Below are 15,186 nucleotides of genomic sequence, written 5' to 3'. Positions count from 1 at the left end.
GCACGTTAATGCCATGAAAAAGGGCCATACTCAGTGAGTGTGGCCTTTTTTGTTTCCGATACAGGCACTTCATCCGTGTTTAGCTGTGCTTGAGTTCGTTCCATTAACTCTTTTTGCAACGTCGCGCGAAATTGGCGAACTTCTTTCCACATAGTATAAAAATTGTCCATTGTGTCACCTTCTAACTCACCGCTGATATCATCTTTTAACAAAGGCGATAGCTCTTTATAAGCTTCCTGCAAACGAGCAGCGTACTGTTCGTTATAAGACATCTCTTCAGGCGTGGGAGTATAAGACTGCAATACAGCAATTTCTTGCTCACTTAATTCGCCATGAGCGGTAAAATATTCAACATAATCAATAAGCGGAATGCTATCGGCATGTGCCCACCTCGCCATACTGGCGCGATTAAGTAAGGCTCCTGTGTTAGGTTCAACAATCATCACAGTGGGTGTAGCGTAATAAATGGGGTAATCAAACCGTTCAGTGATGCTGCGTCTATCCTCAAGTAAACCTACATCCACAAGTAAGGTTGTGTAGTGTTTTTCTAAGATAGGCTGAAGTGCTTCCGATTCAAAGTGCGAGGCTAGACCTGTACTGTCATGGCACCACTGAGCACCTAGCACTACCAATAAAAGCGTGTTGTTATTTTTCGCCTTTTCTTGTGCATCAATCACATCCTGTAAAGGAGATTCGCTAGGCGTATAAGAGAGCGTACTTTTATCACTACTATCATCGCTACTTTTGCTATTGGCCGCCATTGTTGATTTAGCAAATAGTAGTGAGGATAGGGCGGTTATCACCATTACGGTTAATAGAAATTGTAGAAGGTGCTGAGTTGTTGATTTCATTTTACGATGTCATGTGAATATGTTGTCTGCATTCAATGTATCACAACTCAACAAGGAACCGCATATTCAACGCTACGCTTTAAAAAAGCTCATGGGTTTACCGGTTTTAGCCTCATTAAATATAAGTAAATTGTATTAAGAACCTAACGGTTCCCTCTTTGTTCTATTTCGCATTCGTGTATAGTTCCTCACCAGTAAGAAATTCCTGTTTTTAACGTAGAGAGACCCATGGCCGTGCACCTTGATACCCAGTCGTTGATTACGTCTATGCAAAATGTTGTTGGACAATCTTATTTACTAACCGATTCAGCCAAAAAGCAGCCTTACTGTAAAGGCATTCGCTTTGGCTCTGGTGAAGCGTTAGCAGTGGTAAGACCGGGTTCGCTGGTAGAAATTTGGCGAGTGTTAAAGCTATGTGTCGATGCAGACGTAGCAGTCATTATGCAGGCAGCAAATACAGGCCTTACTGGTGGTTCTACGCCTGATGGAAAAGAATACGATAGACCCCTTGTTATCATCAGCACTATGCGTATCGACGATATTCAGTTAGTGAACGAGGGCAAGCAAATAGTTGGCCTTGCAGGCAGTACGTTATTCGGTTTAGAAGAGCAGCTAGCGCCTTATGGCCGAGAGCCTCATTCAGTGATTGGTTCGTCATGCATCGGCGCATCAATAGTGGGCGGCATTTGTAATAATTCCGGCGGGGCGCTTGTTAAGCGCGGACCAGCTTATACAGAGCTTGCTTTATTTGCACAAATTGACTCAGACGGCACGCTCTCACTAGTGAATAACCTTGGCATCAAACTGGGCAATGATCCTGAAGAAATTCTCGAGAATCTAGAAAACAAACGTTGGAAAGATGCCGACGTAGAGCAGCCTGATGCAAGGGCGTCGGACAATGAATATGATGCTAGGGTGCGAGACGTCGATTCAGACACACCATCGCGCTATAACAACGATGGTCGCAGACTGCATGATGCCTCTGGGTGTGCGGGAAAACTTGCCGTATTTGCTGTTCGCTTAGATACCTTCCCTATACCTGACAAAAAACAGGTGTTTTATGTGGGGTCAAACGATGCGAACGTATTTACTTCGGTTCGCAGAGATATCCTCTCTACTTTTAAGCATTTACCAGATTCCGGTGAGTATTTGCATCGCGACTGTTACGACGTGTCGAAGAAATACGGTAAAGACATGTTCATTGTTATCAATAAACTTGGTGCAAAGTTTATCCCTCAACTGTTTGCTTTTAAACGTAAGTTCGATGCGTTCGCGGATAAATTAGGTTTTTTACCGAATAAAATGTCAGACCGTGTTATGCAGGCTTTTAGCTATTTATTTCCGAATCATTTGCCCAAACGCATGGATGAATTCAGAGATAAATACCAGCACCATTGGATTTTAGAAATGAGTAATGACGGTGTTGATGAAGCTCGCCAATACCTCAATGAGTTTTTCAAAAACAACGAAGGTGGCTACTTCGAATGTACCGAAGATGAAGCCGATAAGGCAATACTTCATCGCTTTGTAGCGGGTGGGGCAATTGGTCGTTATCACATTATGCACGGCAAGGAAGTGGGCGCTATGATGACGATAGACGTGGCCCTTCGTCGTAACGATCCTGCATGGTTTGAGGTACTCCCTAAAGACATTGATGAGCAGATAGACACTAAACTGTATTACGGCCATCTGTTTTGCCACGTGATGCATCAAAATTACATCGTCAAAAAAGGCGCTGATGCAAAAGCGCTAAAAAATAAAATATTAAGCACTTTTGATGAACGCAAGGCGGAATACCCGGCAGAGCACAATGTGGGGCATGAGTATGCAGCTAAAGAAACACTGCGTAACTTCTATCGAGAGCTTGACCCAACGAATAGCTTTAACCCGGGTATCGGCAAAACCACGAAGTTTAAAAACTGGGCTGACCAAGCTGGTGGCTGTTGTGGCGGTCACGACTAAGCGGTTATAAGAGACAGTTATAAAGAGACAGTTATAAAGAAGCAGTTTAAAGGAGTAGGTTTAGCTAAGCGGTGTTAAACACAAGCCTTAACAACAGACTTCAAACTGTTAAAAATAAAAAAAGCCGATATTGATATGTCCACAACGTGACACTCAATATCGGCTTTTTTGTGGCTTAGTTTTTAAATATTTCAAGCTCTAAAGCGTGAAGTTTACAGGCTAGCTTAGGCAAGCTTATTGATAATCGATGAAAAATCGAGTGAGCCATTGCCTTCATCACAGTGTTGCTCAAACCACTTGGCCGCAAGTTCGCCCATAGGCACTTGAGCATCAACCCCTTCAGCGCCCTGCATGGCTAGCGTTAAGTCTTTAAGCATAAGTGCTGAGGCAAAGCCGCCAGCAAAATCTTTATCAGCTGGACTTTGCGGACCTACACCTTTTACCGGGCAGTAAGTGGTTAATGACCACGTTTGACCGGAGGCATTCGACGCAATATCAAAAAACACTTGAGGGTCTAAGCCTAGTTTTTGCGCTAGCTGCAGACTTTCGCAGGTGGCTATCATTGAGGCACCTAACAACATGTTATTGCAAATTTTGGCTGCCTGACCTGCGCCATGGCCTCCTGCATGGACAATTTTCTTGCCCATTGCACCGAGTACGCCCTGCGCTTTTTCAAAAGCATCGGCATCACCGCCCACCATAAAGGTGAGCGTTCCCGCCGCTGCCGCCGCTGTTCCACCAGAAACAGGGGCATCCAGCATTTTCAGTCCGTGGCTTTCAGCTAATTCAGATACTGCCTTTGCTGTGCCCACATCAATGGTTGAGCAGTCTATTAGCAACGTATTTTTATCCACATTAGCCAGTATTTGATTGGCGTAGATATCGTGCACATGCTTTCCAGCAGGCAGCATGGTTACTACAATTTCAGCGCCTTTTACAGCGTCAACCGCAGAGGATGCGACCTTACAGCCAAAGCCTTTAGCTTTGTCTAGCGCGGCCTCGCTAAGGTCGAACGCCGTTACATCAAAATTGCCTTTTACCAGGTTGTCGGCCATGCCAGAACCCATGTTACCAAGGCCAATAATTGCAACTGTAGTCATCTTTTAAACTCCTTATCCTACGTGTTATCGAGGGCGTGTTATCTCATTAGCCCATGGTAGGGATGACAAACGCGTTATCGTTGGTGTCTGAACCATCAGGCCAACGCTGCGTGATAGTTTTCACTTTCGTCCAGAACTTAACGCCTTCCATACCGTGCTGGTTAGTGTCTCCAAATGAAGAGCGCTTCCAGCCACCAAAGGTGTGATAAGCAACAGGCACAGGGATAGGTACATTAATACCCACCATGCCCACGTTGACTCGCTGGGCAAATTCACGGGCCGCGTGACCGTTACGGGTGTACATGGCTACCCCGTTACCGTATTGATGGTCGCTGGCAAGGTTAACCGCTTCATTAAAATCGTTAGCTCGTACAATTTGCAGTACCGGGCCAAAAATCTCTTCTTGGTAAGAACGCATGTCTTTAGTTACATGGTCAAACAACGTAGGTCCGATAAAAAAGCCTTTGCTGTCAGTGGGGATTTGCGAGTTACGACCGTCGTAAACAAGCTCTGCGCCTTCCTCAATAGCAAGGTCGATATAGCCTTCAATACGCGCTTTGTGCTCGCCGGTAACTACTGGTCCGTAATGGGCATTAGGATCTTCAGAATGGCTAACCATAATGTCTTTGATTGCTGGAATGAGTTTTGCCTTAAGCTTCTCTGCAGTTTCATCACCTACAGGCACTACTACCGGCAGTGCCATACAGCGTTCGCCCGCAGATCCATATGCCGCGCCTACAAGGTCAGCGACAACTTGGTCAAGGTCGGCATCGGGCATAATAATGCCGTGGTTTTTAGCGCCGCCCATGGCCTGAACTCGTTTGCCAGCTCGTGCTCCACGCTCGTAAACGTAGTTTGCAATGTCGCTTGAGCCTACAAAGCTCACTGCTTTGATATCTTTATGGTCTAAAATGCCGTCTACGGCTTCTTTGTTGCCGTGAACCACATTGAGTACGCCGTCGGGTAAACCTGCCTCTGTCATTAGCTTCGCTAACTCTACCGGTACAGATGGATCGCGCTCAGACGGCTTTAAAATAAACGAGTTACCGCATGCTATTGCCACACCAAACATCCACATTGGGATCATGGCAGGGAAGTTAAACGGTGTTATACCCGCTACCACGCCTAAAGCCTGACGCATAGAGTACACATCAATGCCTGGTCCTGCGCCTTCGGTATATTCACCTTTTTGAGCATGAGGGATGCCGCAAGCAAATTCGATAACTTCTAAACCGCGCTGAATGTCGCCTTGCGCATCGCTTAAAACTTTTCCGTGTTCGCTTGATAATAACTGCGCTAGTCTGTCGCGGTTGGCTTCAAGAAGCTCTTTAAACTTAAACATTACCCGTGCGCGGCGCTGCGGGTTAGTCGCTGCCCATTCAGTTTGCGCTGCTAGCGCAGAATCGACAGCTTTTTGTAAGGTATTTTGATTGGCTAAGAATACTTCAGCTTGAACATCGCCTGTGTTTGGTGCGAAAACCGACGCAGTGTTTTCTGACTCGTCGCTGTATGATTTACCTGCGATATAATGATTAATTTGTCTCACGTAATTACTCCTAGATTTTTTTACAATATTGAAACCTTGTGTTTGCAAGATCAATACATATACTTACAGCTTGGTGCTGTAAAAATGCAGGTGTATTGATGAATTGGGATGACATGAGGCTGTTTCTCGGGCTGGCGAGAAACGGTCGGGTAGCAATTGCAGCTAAAGGACTTGAGTTAGATCCCACTACACTTATACGCCGTGTAAAAAAGCTTGAGGATTCTCTAAACTGCAAATTATTTGAGCTAACGAACAAGGGTTATGTCTTAACGTCTCATGGCGTTAAGCTAGTTAACTACATCGAGAAAGCGGAGCATTATTTTCTTGAGGCGCAAAATGAGCTTCATGATGAGCGCTCACATCTAGCGGGTACTATTCGAGTAAGCGTATCAGAAGGGTTTGGCAATTGGTTTTTAGCCCCGCGGCTTCCCGAATTTAAGCGGCAATTCCCGGGTATTTGTATTGAGCTTGTGGCAACGAGCGGTTTTTTGAACTTGAATAAACGAGAAGCGGATATTGCCATTCTTCTTGAGAAGCCAAGCAAAGGGTTACTTGTTACTCAAAAGCTTACTGAATACTGTCTATATTTGTATACCAAAGCGTCTTTAGTTGAAGAGGGGAAGCCAGAGTCTCTTAGTGAACTCGCCCAATTTAACCTAGTCAGTTACGTGCCCGACCTAGTATTTGCCCCACAGCTCAAATTTATCGAGGAAACCGCACTATCTCAACTAAGCGCATTAAGAAGTACAAGTATTCATGCGCAGTACCAAATGTTAATTAACGGCGCTGGGGTAGGTATATTGCCTAAGTTTATTGCAGAGCATCAGCAAGGGCTTACTCGACTTTTAGAAAAAGATATCCATATTAAACGCACGTTTTGGTTAGCTACCCACAAAGAAACCCACTCTCAAGCTCGTTTTCAAGCCTTTATTAACTGGCTTACTGACGAGGTGGAAAAGGAAAGCAAACGTTTCTGCGACGGCTAGGCCGATACTGTATTGCTTTTTCGAACTACACCAGCCCAAGTGCTGACAAAGTGCCGAATCCCAATGCCGTAATAGGTAAAGAGGCTAGGGTGCTTACTGCAATAATACTTGCGGCTAAACGGTGATCGCCACCTAAATTTCGCACCATGATATAGCTGGCCGCTGCCGTAGGAGCGATAGAAAGTAACAGCAACACGCCCAAACTCATTCCCCTTATGCCCGCCATGTACGCCATTCCAACTAACAGCGCAGGGTACACAATACATTTACTTATTGTCGTTACGACAATGTTGTACCAATCACTAGAGAAAGACCGAAATTGCAACGAAGCCCCAGTACAGATTAACGCGAGCGGTAACGTCAACTGGGCAAAGTATTCCCCAGTTTTAAGCACCACTTCGGGTAACTGCCACTGATAGTACGAAAATGGCAGGGCCATAACGATAGACAAAATGAGCGGGTTTTTTGCAATTCCCTTTATTTGGTTAATTGGCGCACTCAAGCCTATTTGATAAAAATTGAGAATAAAAACCGATAACACGTTGTACAAAATAGTAATACAACCCATATATACCGAGGCAGCCGCTAGCCCGTCCTGCCCGTAGGTATTTGCTGCATACGCAAGGCCAATAATGCCCATATTTGCCCTAAATCCGCCCTGCACAACAACGCCTTTCGCATTTGCACTGGTAACGGTGAAGTGCGCAAGAACCACAAGGGCAGCAAACATGGCCAATGTACCCACAAGACCGATAGCAACCAATGGAAGATTCGCCGCTTTTGAAAAGTCAGACTGACTAATAGAGAGAAACAACAGCGCAGGTAGGGCTAAGTTAAAAACCAACTTAGACCCAGATTCTACAAAGCCATCGTTAAGCCATTTGATGCGTACAAAGTACCAACCCAGAAGTAATAGGATGAGAACGGGAAATAAGGTGCTGGTAATGAATGAGAGCATTGGAAAAATTAAGTGGTCGACGGGAGTAATCAGAGTACCAAACTTTTGACTTGCACGGAGGTTTTCTCGATGAAAGTGGGTAAGCCCTAACTTATTAATTAAAAAATATTCACAAAATCTTACAAAAAGAGTAGATTTCATTTATCGGCTGTTTTAGGGAAGTATGGTGAGCCAGCAAAATAGGTTGAAGGGTGTTCGCGCCTTTTTCACAATAATGATTTATTTCGTTTGTGGGTTTATCTCGTGGTATGCCTCTGCTCAGCCTAATACTATCAACAGTGATACTAACTCTAACTTAAACACCGATACCGATATCAAAAGTAGCGCAGACAGCAAGTTTGTAATTATTCCATCCTCCGAAGATCACCGCTCTCTGGTTAACAATAAACTCTTTTTAAGTACGCCTGACAATACTATTACTACCGCTCAACAAGCGCTGACGGCATTCAACGACGGTGAATTCATTGAAAACACCGCTAATCGAGTGAGTTTTGGTTTTACTGAAGAGGTGCTGTGGGCTGTATTACCTATTCAAGCGGACACAACCACGGATGGCGGGTTATCTAGCGTTATCGAAATTGACAATGCGTGGCTAGATGTTGTCGATATCTTTTTTATTTCCGGTAATGAAATAGTGAGGCAGGAGTCGTTAGGCGACACTGAGGCGATAAGCGGGCGTACATACAACGCTAGAATGCCCTCGGTAAGTCATGTCTTTGCACCAGGCAACACGTATGTGTTGTTTCGCTTCATCTCTCAAGATCCAATGACAATTCCAATCTACCTCTGTAGTGAAAAATCGAAGCAAAGTGTCATGCTTGAAAATGCCTATTTTTATGGCTTTTTGTACGGCGCACTGCTTATTTTGTTGGTGTATAACTTGGTGCTTTACACCTACCTCAGAGAGCGTAGATACTTACTTTATTCCTGCTACTTACTCGCTTTTACTGCCTTTAATTTTACCTATACAGGTCATGGTTACTGGTGGCTTTGGGGTGAAATGCCATCGGTGCAGCAATGGCTCATGCCCACTCTTATGCTGTGTTACATAACCGCTGGCGTAACTTTCACTATTGAGTTCTTAAATGTTAAGAAGTACTTACCTTCATTATTTGCTAAACGCAAATTCATATACGCAGGGCTGTTAGCCTTAGCCGTGGTTATGCTGGCCTATGGCAGTCAGCAATTTGCCATTATGGCGCAGCTGGTTATTTTAACCACGCTGTCGTTGTGGATGCTTCTTATTGGCGTAATGTGTTACAAAAACGGTAACGTGTTAGCGGCGTTTTTTGTGCCGGCAATTTTACTTGGCACTGGCGGTGCGACGGTATCGAGCTTGGCAACATGGGGCGTTGTGCCCTACTCACAGTGGGCATTTAGAGGTATAGAGCTTGGTATGCTGCTGGAAATGTCGCTACTGTCAGTTTCCTTAGGGTTTAATTTTAAAGAAGTATATAAAGCTCGATTAAGCGCAGAGTTTACGTCTAGAATCGATCCACTCACTAACCTGTATAACCGCAGAGCATTTACTCAATTGGTGTATCCCATCTGGGAGCTGGGCGTTCGTAAAAAGCAGCGTATGTCGATTGTATTAATCGACTTAGATTGGTTTAAACAAATTAACGACGAATTTGGACATGACGCAGGTGACGGTGTTCTAGAGTTAGTTGCCAAAACTATCAAGGCGAGAGTACGCAGCTCTGATTTGGTTTTTCGATGGGGGGGAGAAGAGTTTCTATTATTTTTGCCAGACACCAGTGTGAGTGATGCCAAAGCACTCGCAGAAACCCTGCGTTCGAGCGTAAAAGAGGTAACAAGTGAATCCATTACTACAGTGACTACCAGTATTGGTGTTGCGGCGTTTAGCGCTCAAGAATCGGGTGATACTAAAATTGAAAGGCTCATTAAAGTAGCCGATGAAGCGCTCTATGTAGCAAAGCAGAAAGGAAGAAATTGCGTGGTAGTAGGCTGATAAACGCTTGTAGTGCAAAGTTTTAGCGCTTTTTATATGTTTGCTCATTGTTGAGCATTGGCGTTCTAGCGTATGCTTTCTCTTTTCTTTCGGTGGCCATCATCCATGTATCAAAATTTTCAAGCCGAGCTAGACTGGGCAAGCCTTCACATGCCTCGTACCAAGCGAGCTGTCTCTTCATTACCCGATTTAAGCAATGTAAAACTAGCCTGTAATATGCATCTTGACTTAAAAATGGCTCCTTTAGTTGAAGGGCTGCTATCGCAAGGGTGCGAGATATTTTTAACAACCTGTAATCCCACCACCGTTCAAGACGACGTGGTAAATTACTTAGTTAAAAAGGGTGCAAAAGCACATGCATGGCGTGATATGAGCGAGGCTGAGTGGTCGGCGTCCTTCGATAAAGCCTTGAACTGGCAGCCCACACATTTATGCGAGATGGGCGCAGATCTCACCACTCGCTTACATGACAATGCCGACAAAGGAGAGTCTACGCCCACTATAAAAGCGGGTTTGGAAGCCACAGGCTCTGGCATTAGTCGTTTAAACGGTATGGCACCACGCTACCCTATATTTAACTGGGACGACTTACCCGTGAAAGAGGGGCTACATAATCGGCACATGGTAGGGCTTAGCGCCTGGCAAACCTTTTTTCAAACTACACATCTAACGCTGCACGAAAAAGTAGTGGTAGTCGTCGGTTACGGCTTAGTTGGCCAAGGTGTGGCGGCGTCAGCCAAAGCATTTGGAGCACAAGTTCAGGTTGCAGAGTTGGATCAAGCTCGAGCGCTGCAGGCAAAATATGACGGCTGGCCGGTGGTAAATTTACAAGAAGCGGTTAAAGACGCTGACATCATTGCCACGGCAACAGGCGCTGAAGGGGTTATTGGCGCTGGGCATTTAGATACCATGAAAGATAACGCGTTTATCCTAAATGTGGGTCATGTGGCTAAAGAGATTGACGTTGCCTATCTAAAAGACAATAGCAGTCACAGCGAGCCCATGCCTTATGTCAATGCGTATAAGCTCAAAGACAAAACCATCTTCTTATTAGCAGATGGCTCTATGTTTAACTTAACGGCAGGTTACGGCGACAGCCTAAATGCGTTTGATGTCACGCTGGCTGTGATGGCGTCAGGCATAGGGCATATTGTGGGCGAGGGCTCGACACATCAAAGCGGGCTTTATTTGCTGCCTGAGAAAGCCTGGAAGTCCGCACTATAGGCCCGTGCTTTAATGCTGCATTTTAAAAGTGTATGTTAAGTTGGTATTTTAACGCATGGCTAGTACAAAAAAGGCAATGACTTACGCCATTGCCTTATGCTGTTGCTTTACACTTTGTTCTAAATAGGCTTACTCAAGTCAAGAGCAAAACCTTGTGTTAGTTTTTAGAAATTTGAAGGCGAGTATTCGCAAGCGTTAGGTTATTTGATGAGAAGCGGTTGAGCTTATTAGCTGCAACCGAACGCTCGAAATTCTCAACACACAACGTGGCTTTGTTTTCTAAGCAATTCAATACTGCTAGGTTGTTTAGGGCGATACTTTTATTACCTGACTGGTCAACGGCCTTTGCACAATGGGTTTGGGCTGCTTCTAAATTGCCTGTTGCGATGTGTGCCACACATAGGTTTGTGTGCAGAGGAGCCTGCTTGGTCATTACCGTAGTGCGCGCTAGTTGCGCATTTAATTTACGAATGCCATCTGTATAATTGCCGTTCTCTACTTCCTGAACGCCGTACACATTTTCCACGGTAGTACGAAGCTTATAAACGTTATTGTTATTTTGCGCTAACGCAGTAGTCGCAAAAAGAAGTGTGGCTGCTAGGGTTAAAAGTTTAGTCATGATAATTTTCCACTTGTCGCGCTAGTTGAATTGCTTTTAGTCTAATCGCGTTGCCGTGAGTCAGACGCTGGTTAACGTTTTGTTAAACGATGAGTGGAGAATAGTGAAATTCGATTTAATTACATGATGAAAAGATAATAACGAACAAATTTCTTTCTAATGAAAACCTAATGTTCATTATTTTTCTGTTTTAGTTCAAATAATTCAATTATTTATGTTTTTTCAAATGAGGTCGCTTGGTGCCGTCTACGCTATTTAGTATTGAAAATTATATTGTTAATACCGCGGAGAATACGATCTCCAGCGACGATAGCACTGTGAAAATTGAGCCGAAATGTATAAAAGTGTTAAAAGTTTTGGCAGAACATGCACCTGAGGCAGTGAGTAGAGAGCACATGCACAAGGTGGTGTGGGGAGAACGAATTGTTGTTGATGAAGCTCTGTCACGCGTTATTTCTCAGTTGCGTCATGCGCTAAACGATAATAAATCGAAGCGGCTGATCAAAACCATTCCCAAACTAGGCTATAAGCTTACGGTAACGCCTTTTGAGCTATCAGCCGCTATGAGCTCTTCAAATAATCAGCTTTCAAATACGCCGTCTGCGAATAAGTCCTCTTTAAGTACCCCAACGACGCAAGCAGCAGTTAACATGAATGCTGAAACCAGTGGCAACACCGCCGACCAATGCCTGAACCAAAGCCTGGATCAAAACCCAGCCCTAAACAGAAACCAAAACCAAAAGTCTGCAACTACACCTATCGAAGGCAGCGCGTCACTTATAAATGAAGATGCAAATAAAGTCTCAAGCAGAGACTCCAACATTGGCTTGAGCACAGACCCAAGCACAGGATCAGCAGCAGGCTCAACGGAAAGTATACAAAAACCAGAGAGCGCTGCGAATATTGAGTCGGCGCCCAACAGTGAGAAGGCCGAAGAGTCTTCTGTGAAAAGCGGAAAAAGCCCTCGTCAAAGCACTCGCCAAAGCGCTCATCATTCTATACAGAAGAGTACATTGAAAAAGAATCAGAGGTTTTGGTTGCTAGCTGGTGTGCTGGTGGTTGCTGTTATCGCAACCGCTATCATATGGTTATTCACAGGGAGTGATAACCCGTTGTTAGACAGCACCAAGCAATCGTCGCTTGAGAGCAATTCTATTGCAATACTGCCTTTTAGTCAGATTTCAGATGATACCGACTCGTCGTATATTTCACTTGGGCTTACCGAGGAAATAATTTCGAGCTTGTCTACGACTCCTGGCTTTAACGTGCCTTCGCGATACTCTACTTTGGCGCTGACCAAACAGGGACTTTCTCTTGCCGACATTGCCACGACTTTAAATGTCAATTATGCCCTTGAGGGAAGCGTCAGGCGTATTAACCAAAGCTTTAGAATATCCGTTCGACTGATTGCTCCGTTTGAAGACAAAGCCTTATGGACCGCTCAGTACGATGTCACCAACAATGACTTACTAAAAGTGCAGCTTGAAATTTCTAATGCAATTATTGCGCAGGTTTCCAGCAGCCACTCTTCATCTAAGGCGCCAATAAAGGCAGGGATCACCGACGATGCTGCTGCTTACCAAGCGTATCTAAAAGGCACCTATTGGTGGATGAATGGCACTACCAGCGAGTGGTTTAGCAAAGCCGAAGCCGCGTTTTTAGACGCCGTTAATTACGACCCTGCGTTTTCTGCTGCTTATGGCAGTCTTGCGTACATTTATGCGCGGTATAATTTTTATGATTTATATATACCCCAAGAGCAGGCGTTGCCTAAGGCAAGGGCTGCTATTGATAATGCATTGCGTTTAAACCCAAACGACGCTAATGCACATAATGCCACAGCTATTTTGGCAACCTTAAGTTTTGACTTTAAAAAAGCAGCAGCATCACTAAATCGTGTGCTTAGCGAGGATGCAGACAATGCAACGAGTCTTTACTTACATTCAGAGTTAGCGCTAGCGCAGCTATCACCCGATAGAGCACTGTCGTTTGCACAACAAGCTCGTGAGATAGAGCCTCTATCGCCATGGGTGAATGTTAACCTTGCTATTGTCCATTATTGGCGAGGTGAAACGACGCAAGCGCTGGCCGCGCTTGATAACGCATTGGAGTTAGATAGTGCTTACACATGGGCTTATGTGTGGAAGGCTAGGGTGCTAGCGTTACAGGGCAACAATAATGACGCCATCGATGTGATGGAAGCCTGTTTGACCATCGATCCATTTTCAACGATTAACGCCGCATACCTTGGCACGCTTTATTCAGTGCAGGGCAATGCAAATAAAGCGAACCAGTGGTTTACCCATACCGCGTCATTGTTAGGCGATACCACTACGGCCAGGTTCTGGAAAACCCATGGAGACAGGCTAGAGAGGGAGGCGATTAGCAATACAGATATCGCGCTTATGGAGCCGCTTCTCCAAAAGCAGACGCAAGCATTCAGTGTTATTCCAATGCTTACCGAGGGATACATAGCGACACAGCAAGAAAGTGTTGGCTTTGATGTCATTCGCGCCCATTTCCCATCGCTAAACACAGTTAACCCAATGGTAAATAGCCACAACGCAGAGGCTGCGTTAGCACTACTTCAGCTTTCTTCTCAATCAGTGCCTAATATTAGCAAAGCGCTGACTGCATTTATTCATGCTTACCCAGTATGGGCAAAGCAGACTGGATTTAAAGACAGATTTGAAAAAGCGGTGTCAGATTGACACCGCTTCAAATTAACATAACCGATAGGCTATTAACGGCGTTTGAATGGAGGATGACCGCTAAAGTTGGTTGAGCTGCTGTTCCCTTCAATAGTTTCAAATTGAGCAACGTCAATAACTGGAATGCATTCAACTGAGCGTTTAAATGGCGGCTTACCACGCATGTCCACGCTCATTCTATTTTCACATTCAGTGGCAGCGCCTAGCAGCTCAAACTGAGCCACATCGTGCTCCTGTACTTCAACAAGTTTGCGCTTAAAAGGCGGCTTGCCAGTACGATCCACAATAATCATTTTCGTTATGCTCGTATTGTCTGCGCCTTCGTTGGCAACAGCAGTAGCGAACGGTACAGCGGCTATCGAAGATAGCAATAAAAGAGGTAGTACAAGTTTCTTCATGGTAAACCCTCATTTTGCGAATAATCACTGATTTGTACGTCTAAAGTCTAACTTTTGATGACAAAAAAATAACCCTATCTCGCGATAGGTAAAAGCTATCAGTTAAGAAGGTAATGGCAAAAAGGCTTTATCAACAAACAGGGGAAATGCACGTTTTATGTGCTCCTTTGCACGCTGTTGGTGCGAAGTGCTGCTGAAAAATAAAGTAACTATCGCAAAATCATAGGCTTATTATTTGGCTTCGTTATTGCTGTGTTTATCTTCATACCATTCATTGCTGCGAATGAAGCTAATTACGATATATGAAAATACACACTAAGCGCCTTTCAATAAGCACATTGTTGACGATCTTTATTGCAGTATTCACAGGCAATATATTGAGCAGTAGTGTGGCTAACGCCAATTCGTTTTCGTTAACAAGCAGCAGTGGCGGAACCTTGTACTTACAAAGTTTTGATGCGGACAAGCGCGAATTCAACTACCTCATTGATACTGGCTCTTCCCTAACTATTTTGAATAAAGCCACCTTTAAGGTTTTTGCAGCTCAGCAAAATGTGACTGAAGAAGGCGTGGTGATTGCTAAACTAGCGAACGGTAAAAAGCACAAGGTGAAGCTTTACACCATACCTACATTGGCGTTAAGTGCAGACTGTCATTTTGATAATGTAAAGGTGGCTGTAATGGACAATCAGCACAATATCCTCGGAATGGAAGTGTTGGGCAGAGCAGCACCGTTTGGTATTCAAATGTCGCCACCCACATTAACGCTGCACCAATGCGACGATGATGTAAGCTCAGAATTACTCGCAAAAGGCCCTGCAAAACCCGTTTTATAACCGCTTTTATAACCAGTCTTGTA

12 protein-coding genes are annotated in these 15,186 nt (G+C 44.6%); 6 read left to right on the top strand and 6 right to left on the bottom strand.

The window, feature by feature from the left end:
* Positions 1 to 5: 5 nt before the first annotated feature.
* A complete protein-coding gene (locus JV36_RS0116970) occupies positions 6 to 851 on the bottom strand; it encodes a thioredoxin family protein (protein WP_052010318.1) in 846 nt (281 codons plus the stop codon).
* 228 nt (positions 852 to 1,079) lie between these two features.
* Between JV36_RS0116970 and dld the strand changes: the two genes are divergently transcribed.
* Positions 1,080 to 2,813, top strand: coding sequence for a D-lactate dehydrogenase (gene dld, locus JV36_RS0116965; RefSeq protein ID WP_032097302.1), 1,734 nt, complete (start codon positions 1,080 to 1,082; stop codon positions 2,811 to 2,813).
* 224 nt (positions 2,814 to 3,037) lie between these two features.
* On the opposite strand, the gene mmsB is transcribed toward dld, so the two are convergent.
* Complete coding sequence (mmsB, locus tag JV36_RS0116960) at positions 3,038 to 3,913, bottom strand: 3-hydroxyisobutyrate dehydrogenase (protein ID WP_032097303.1); 876 nt, start codon at positions 3,911 to 3,913, stop codon at positions 3,038 to 3,040.
* Between the two features lie 46 nt (positions 3,914 to 3,959).
* Entirely contained in the window at positions 3,960 to 5,459 is a 1,500-nt protein-coding gene (locus JV36_RS0116955; RefSeq protein ID WP_032097304.1) for a CoA-acylating methylmalonate-semialdehyde dehydrogenase, read from the bottom strand.
* A gap of 98 nt (positions 5,460 to 5,557) precedes the next feature.
* Between JV36_RS0116955 and JV36_RS0116950 the strand changes: the two genes are divergently transcribed.
* A complete protein-coding gene (locus JV36_RS0116950) occupies positions 5,558 to 6,445 on the top strand; it encodes a LysR family transcriptional regulator (RefSeq protein WP_032097305.1) in 888 nt (295 codons plus the stop codon).
* A 25-nt stretch (positions 6,446 to 6,470) separates the two neighbouring features.
* Here JV36_RS0116950 and JV36_RS0116945 read toward each other — a convergent pair whose 3' ends face one another.
* A complete protein-coding gene (locus JV36_RS0116945) occupies positions 6,471 to 7,403 on the bottom strand; it encodes an AEC family transporter (RefSeq protein ID WP_032097551.1) in 933 nt (310 codons plus the stop codon).
* 163 nt (positions 7,404 to 7,566) lie between these two features.
* Between JV36_RS0116945 and JV36_RS0116940 the strand changes: the two genes are divergently transcribed.
* Positions 7,567 to 9,375 (top strand): diguanylate cyclase, encoded by a 1,809-nt coding sequence (locus tag JV36_RS0116940; RefSeq protein ID WP_235207876.1) that lies wholly within the window; start codon positions 7,567 to 7,569, stop codon positions 9,373 to 9,375.
* A gap of 105 nt (positions 9,376 to 9,480) precedes the next feature.
* Entirely contained in the window at positions 9,481 to 10,599 is a 1,119-nt protein-coding gene (locus JV36_RS0116935) for an adenosylhomocysteinase (protein ID WP_032097306.1), read from the top strand.
* A 157-nt stretch (positions 10,600 to 10,756) separates the two neighbouring features.
* On the opposite strand, the gene JV36_RS0116930 is transcribed toward JV36_RS0116935, so the two are convergent.
* On the bottom strand, positions 10,757 to 11,218 hold the full coding sequence (locus tag JV36_RS0116930) for a tetratricopeptide repeat protein (RefSeq protein ID WP_032097307.1): 462 nt from the start codon (positions 11,216 to 11,218) through the stop codon (positions 10,757 to 10,759).
* A 239-nt stretch (positions 11,219 to 11,457) separates the two neighbouring features.
* Here JV36_RS0116930 and JV36_RS19325 point away from each other — a divergent pair, with 239 nt between their 5' ends.
* Positions 11,458 to 13,929 (top strand): winged helix-turn-helix domain-containing protein, encoded by a 2,472-nt coding sequence (locus JV36_RS19325; protein ID WP_052010319.1) that lies wholly within the window; start codon positions 11,458 to 11,460, stop codon positions 13,927 to 13,929.
* A 32-nt stretch (positions 13,930 to 13,961) separates the two neighbouring features.
* Here the strand turns inward: JV36_RS19325 and JV36_RS0116920 are convergent, their stop codons facing one another.
* The gene (locus JV36_RS0116920) at positions 13,962 to 14,327 is read right to left on the bottom strand and encodes a hypothetical protein (RefSeq protein ID WP_052010320.1); all 366 of its coding nucleotides are present in this window, start codon (positions 14,325 to 14,327) and stop codon (positions 13,962 to 13,964) included.
* 302 nt (positions 14,328 to 14,629) lie between these two features.
* Between JV36_RS0116920 and JV36_RS19320 the strand changes: the two genes are divergently transcribed.
* Complete coding sequence (locus JV36_RS19320; protein ID WP_052010321.1) at positions 14,630 to 15,163, top strand: retroviral-like aspartic protease family protein; 534 nt, start codon at positions 14,630 to 14,632, stop codon at positions 15,161 to 15,163.
* Positions 15,164 to 15,186: the final 23 nt, after the last annotated feature.

This window comes from Alteromonas sp. LOR (genome assembly GCF_000753865.1).
Lineage (GTDB): Bacteria > Pseudomonadota > Gammaproteobacteria > Enterobacterales > Alteromonadaceae > Alteromonas.
Note: the sequence above shows the minus strand (reverse complement) of the source record. Positions and strands in the feature narration are given on the sequence as shown.

What these genes read in the sequence shown, in the direction of transcription:
- dld (WP_032097302.1), top strand. Translation starts at nt 1,080, where the DNA reads ATGGCCGTGCACCTTGATACCCAGTCGTTGATTACGTCTATGCAAAAT.
- JV36_RS0116970 (WP_052010318.1), bottom strand. Translation starts at nt 851, where the DNA reads ATGAAATCAACAACTCAGCACCTTCTACAATTTCTATTAACCGTAATG.
- JV36_RS0116950 (WP_032097305.1), top strand. Translation starts at nt 5,558, where the DNA reads ATGAATTGGGATGACATGAGGCTGTTTCTCGGGCTGGCGAGAAACGGT.
- mmsB (WP_032097303.1), bottom strand. Translation starts at nt 3,913, where the DNA reads ATGACTACAGTTGCAATTATTGGCCTTGGTAACATGGGTTCTGGCATG.
- JV36_RS0116935 (WP_032097306.1), top strand. Translation starts at nt 9,481, where the DNA reads ATGTATCAAAATTTTCAAGCCGAGCTAGACTGGGCAAGCCTTCACATG.
- JV36_RS0116945 (WP_032097551.1), bottom strand. Translation starts at nt 7,403, where the DNA reads ATGCTCTCATTCATTACCAGCACCTTATTTCCCGTTCTCATCCTATTA.
- JV36_RS0116930 (WP_032097307.1), bottom strand. Translation starts at nt 11,218, where the DNA reads ATGACTAAACTTTTAACCCTAGCAGCCACACTTCTTTTTGCGACTACT.
- JV36_RS0116940 (WP_235207876.1), top strand. Translation starts at nt 7,567, where the DNA reads ATGGTGAGCCAGCAAAATAGGTTGAAGGGTGTTCGCGCCTTTTTCACA.
- JV36_RS0116920 (WP_052010320.1), bottom strand. Translation starts at nt 14,327, where the DNA reads ATGAAGAAACTTGTACTACCTCTTTTATTGCTATCTTCGATAGCCGCT.
- JV36_RS19320 (WP_052010321.1), top strand. Translation starts at nt 14,630, where the DNA reads ATGAAAATACACACTAAGCGCCTTTCAATAAGCACATTGTTGACGATC.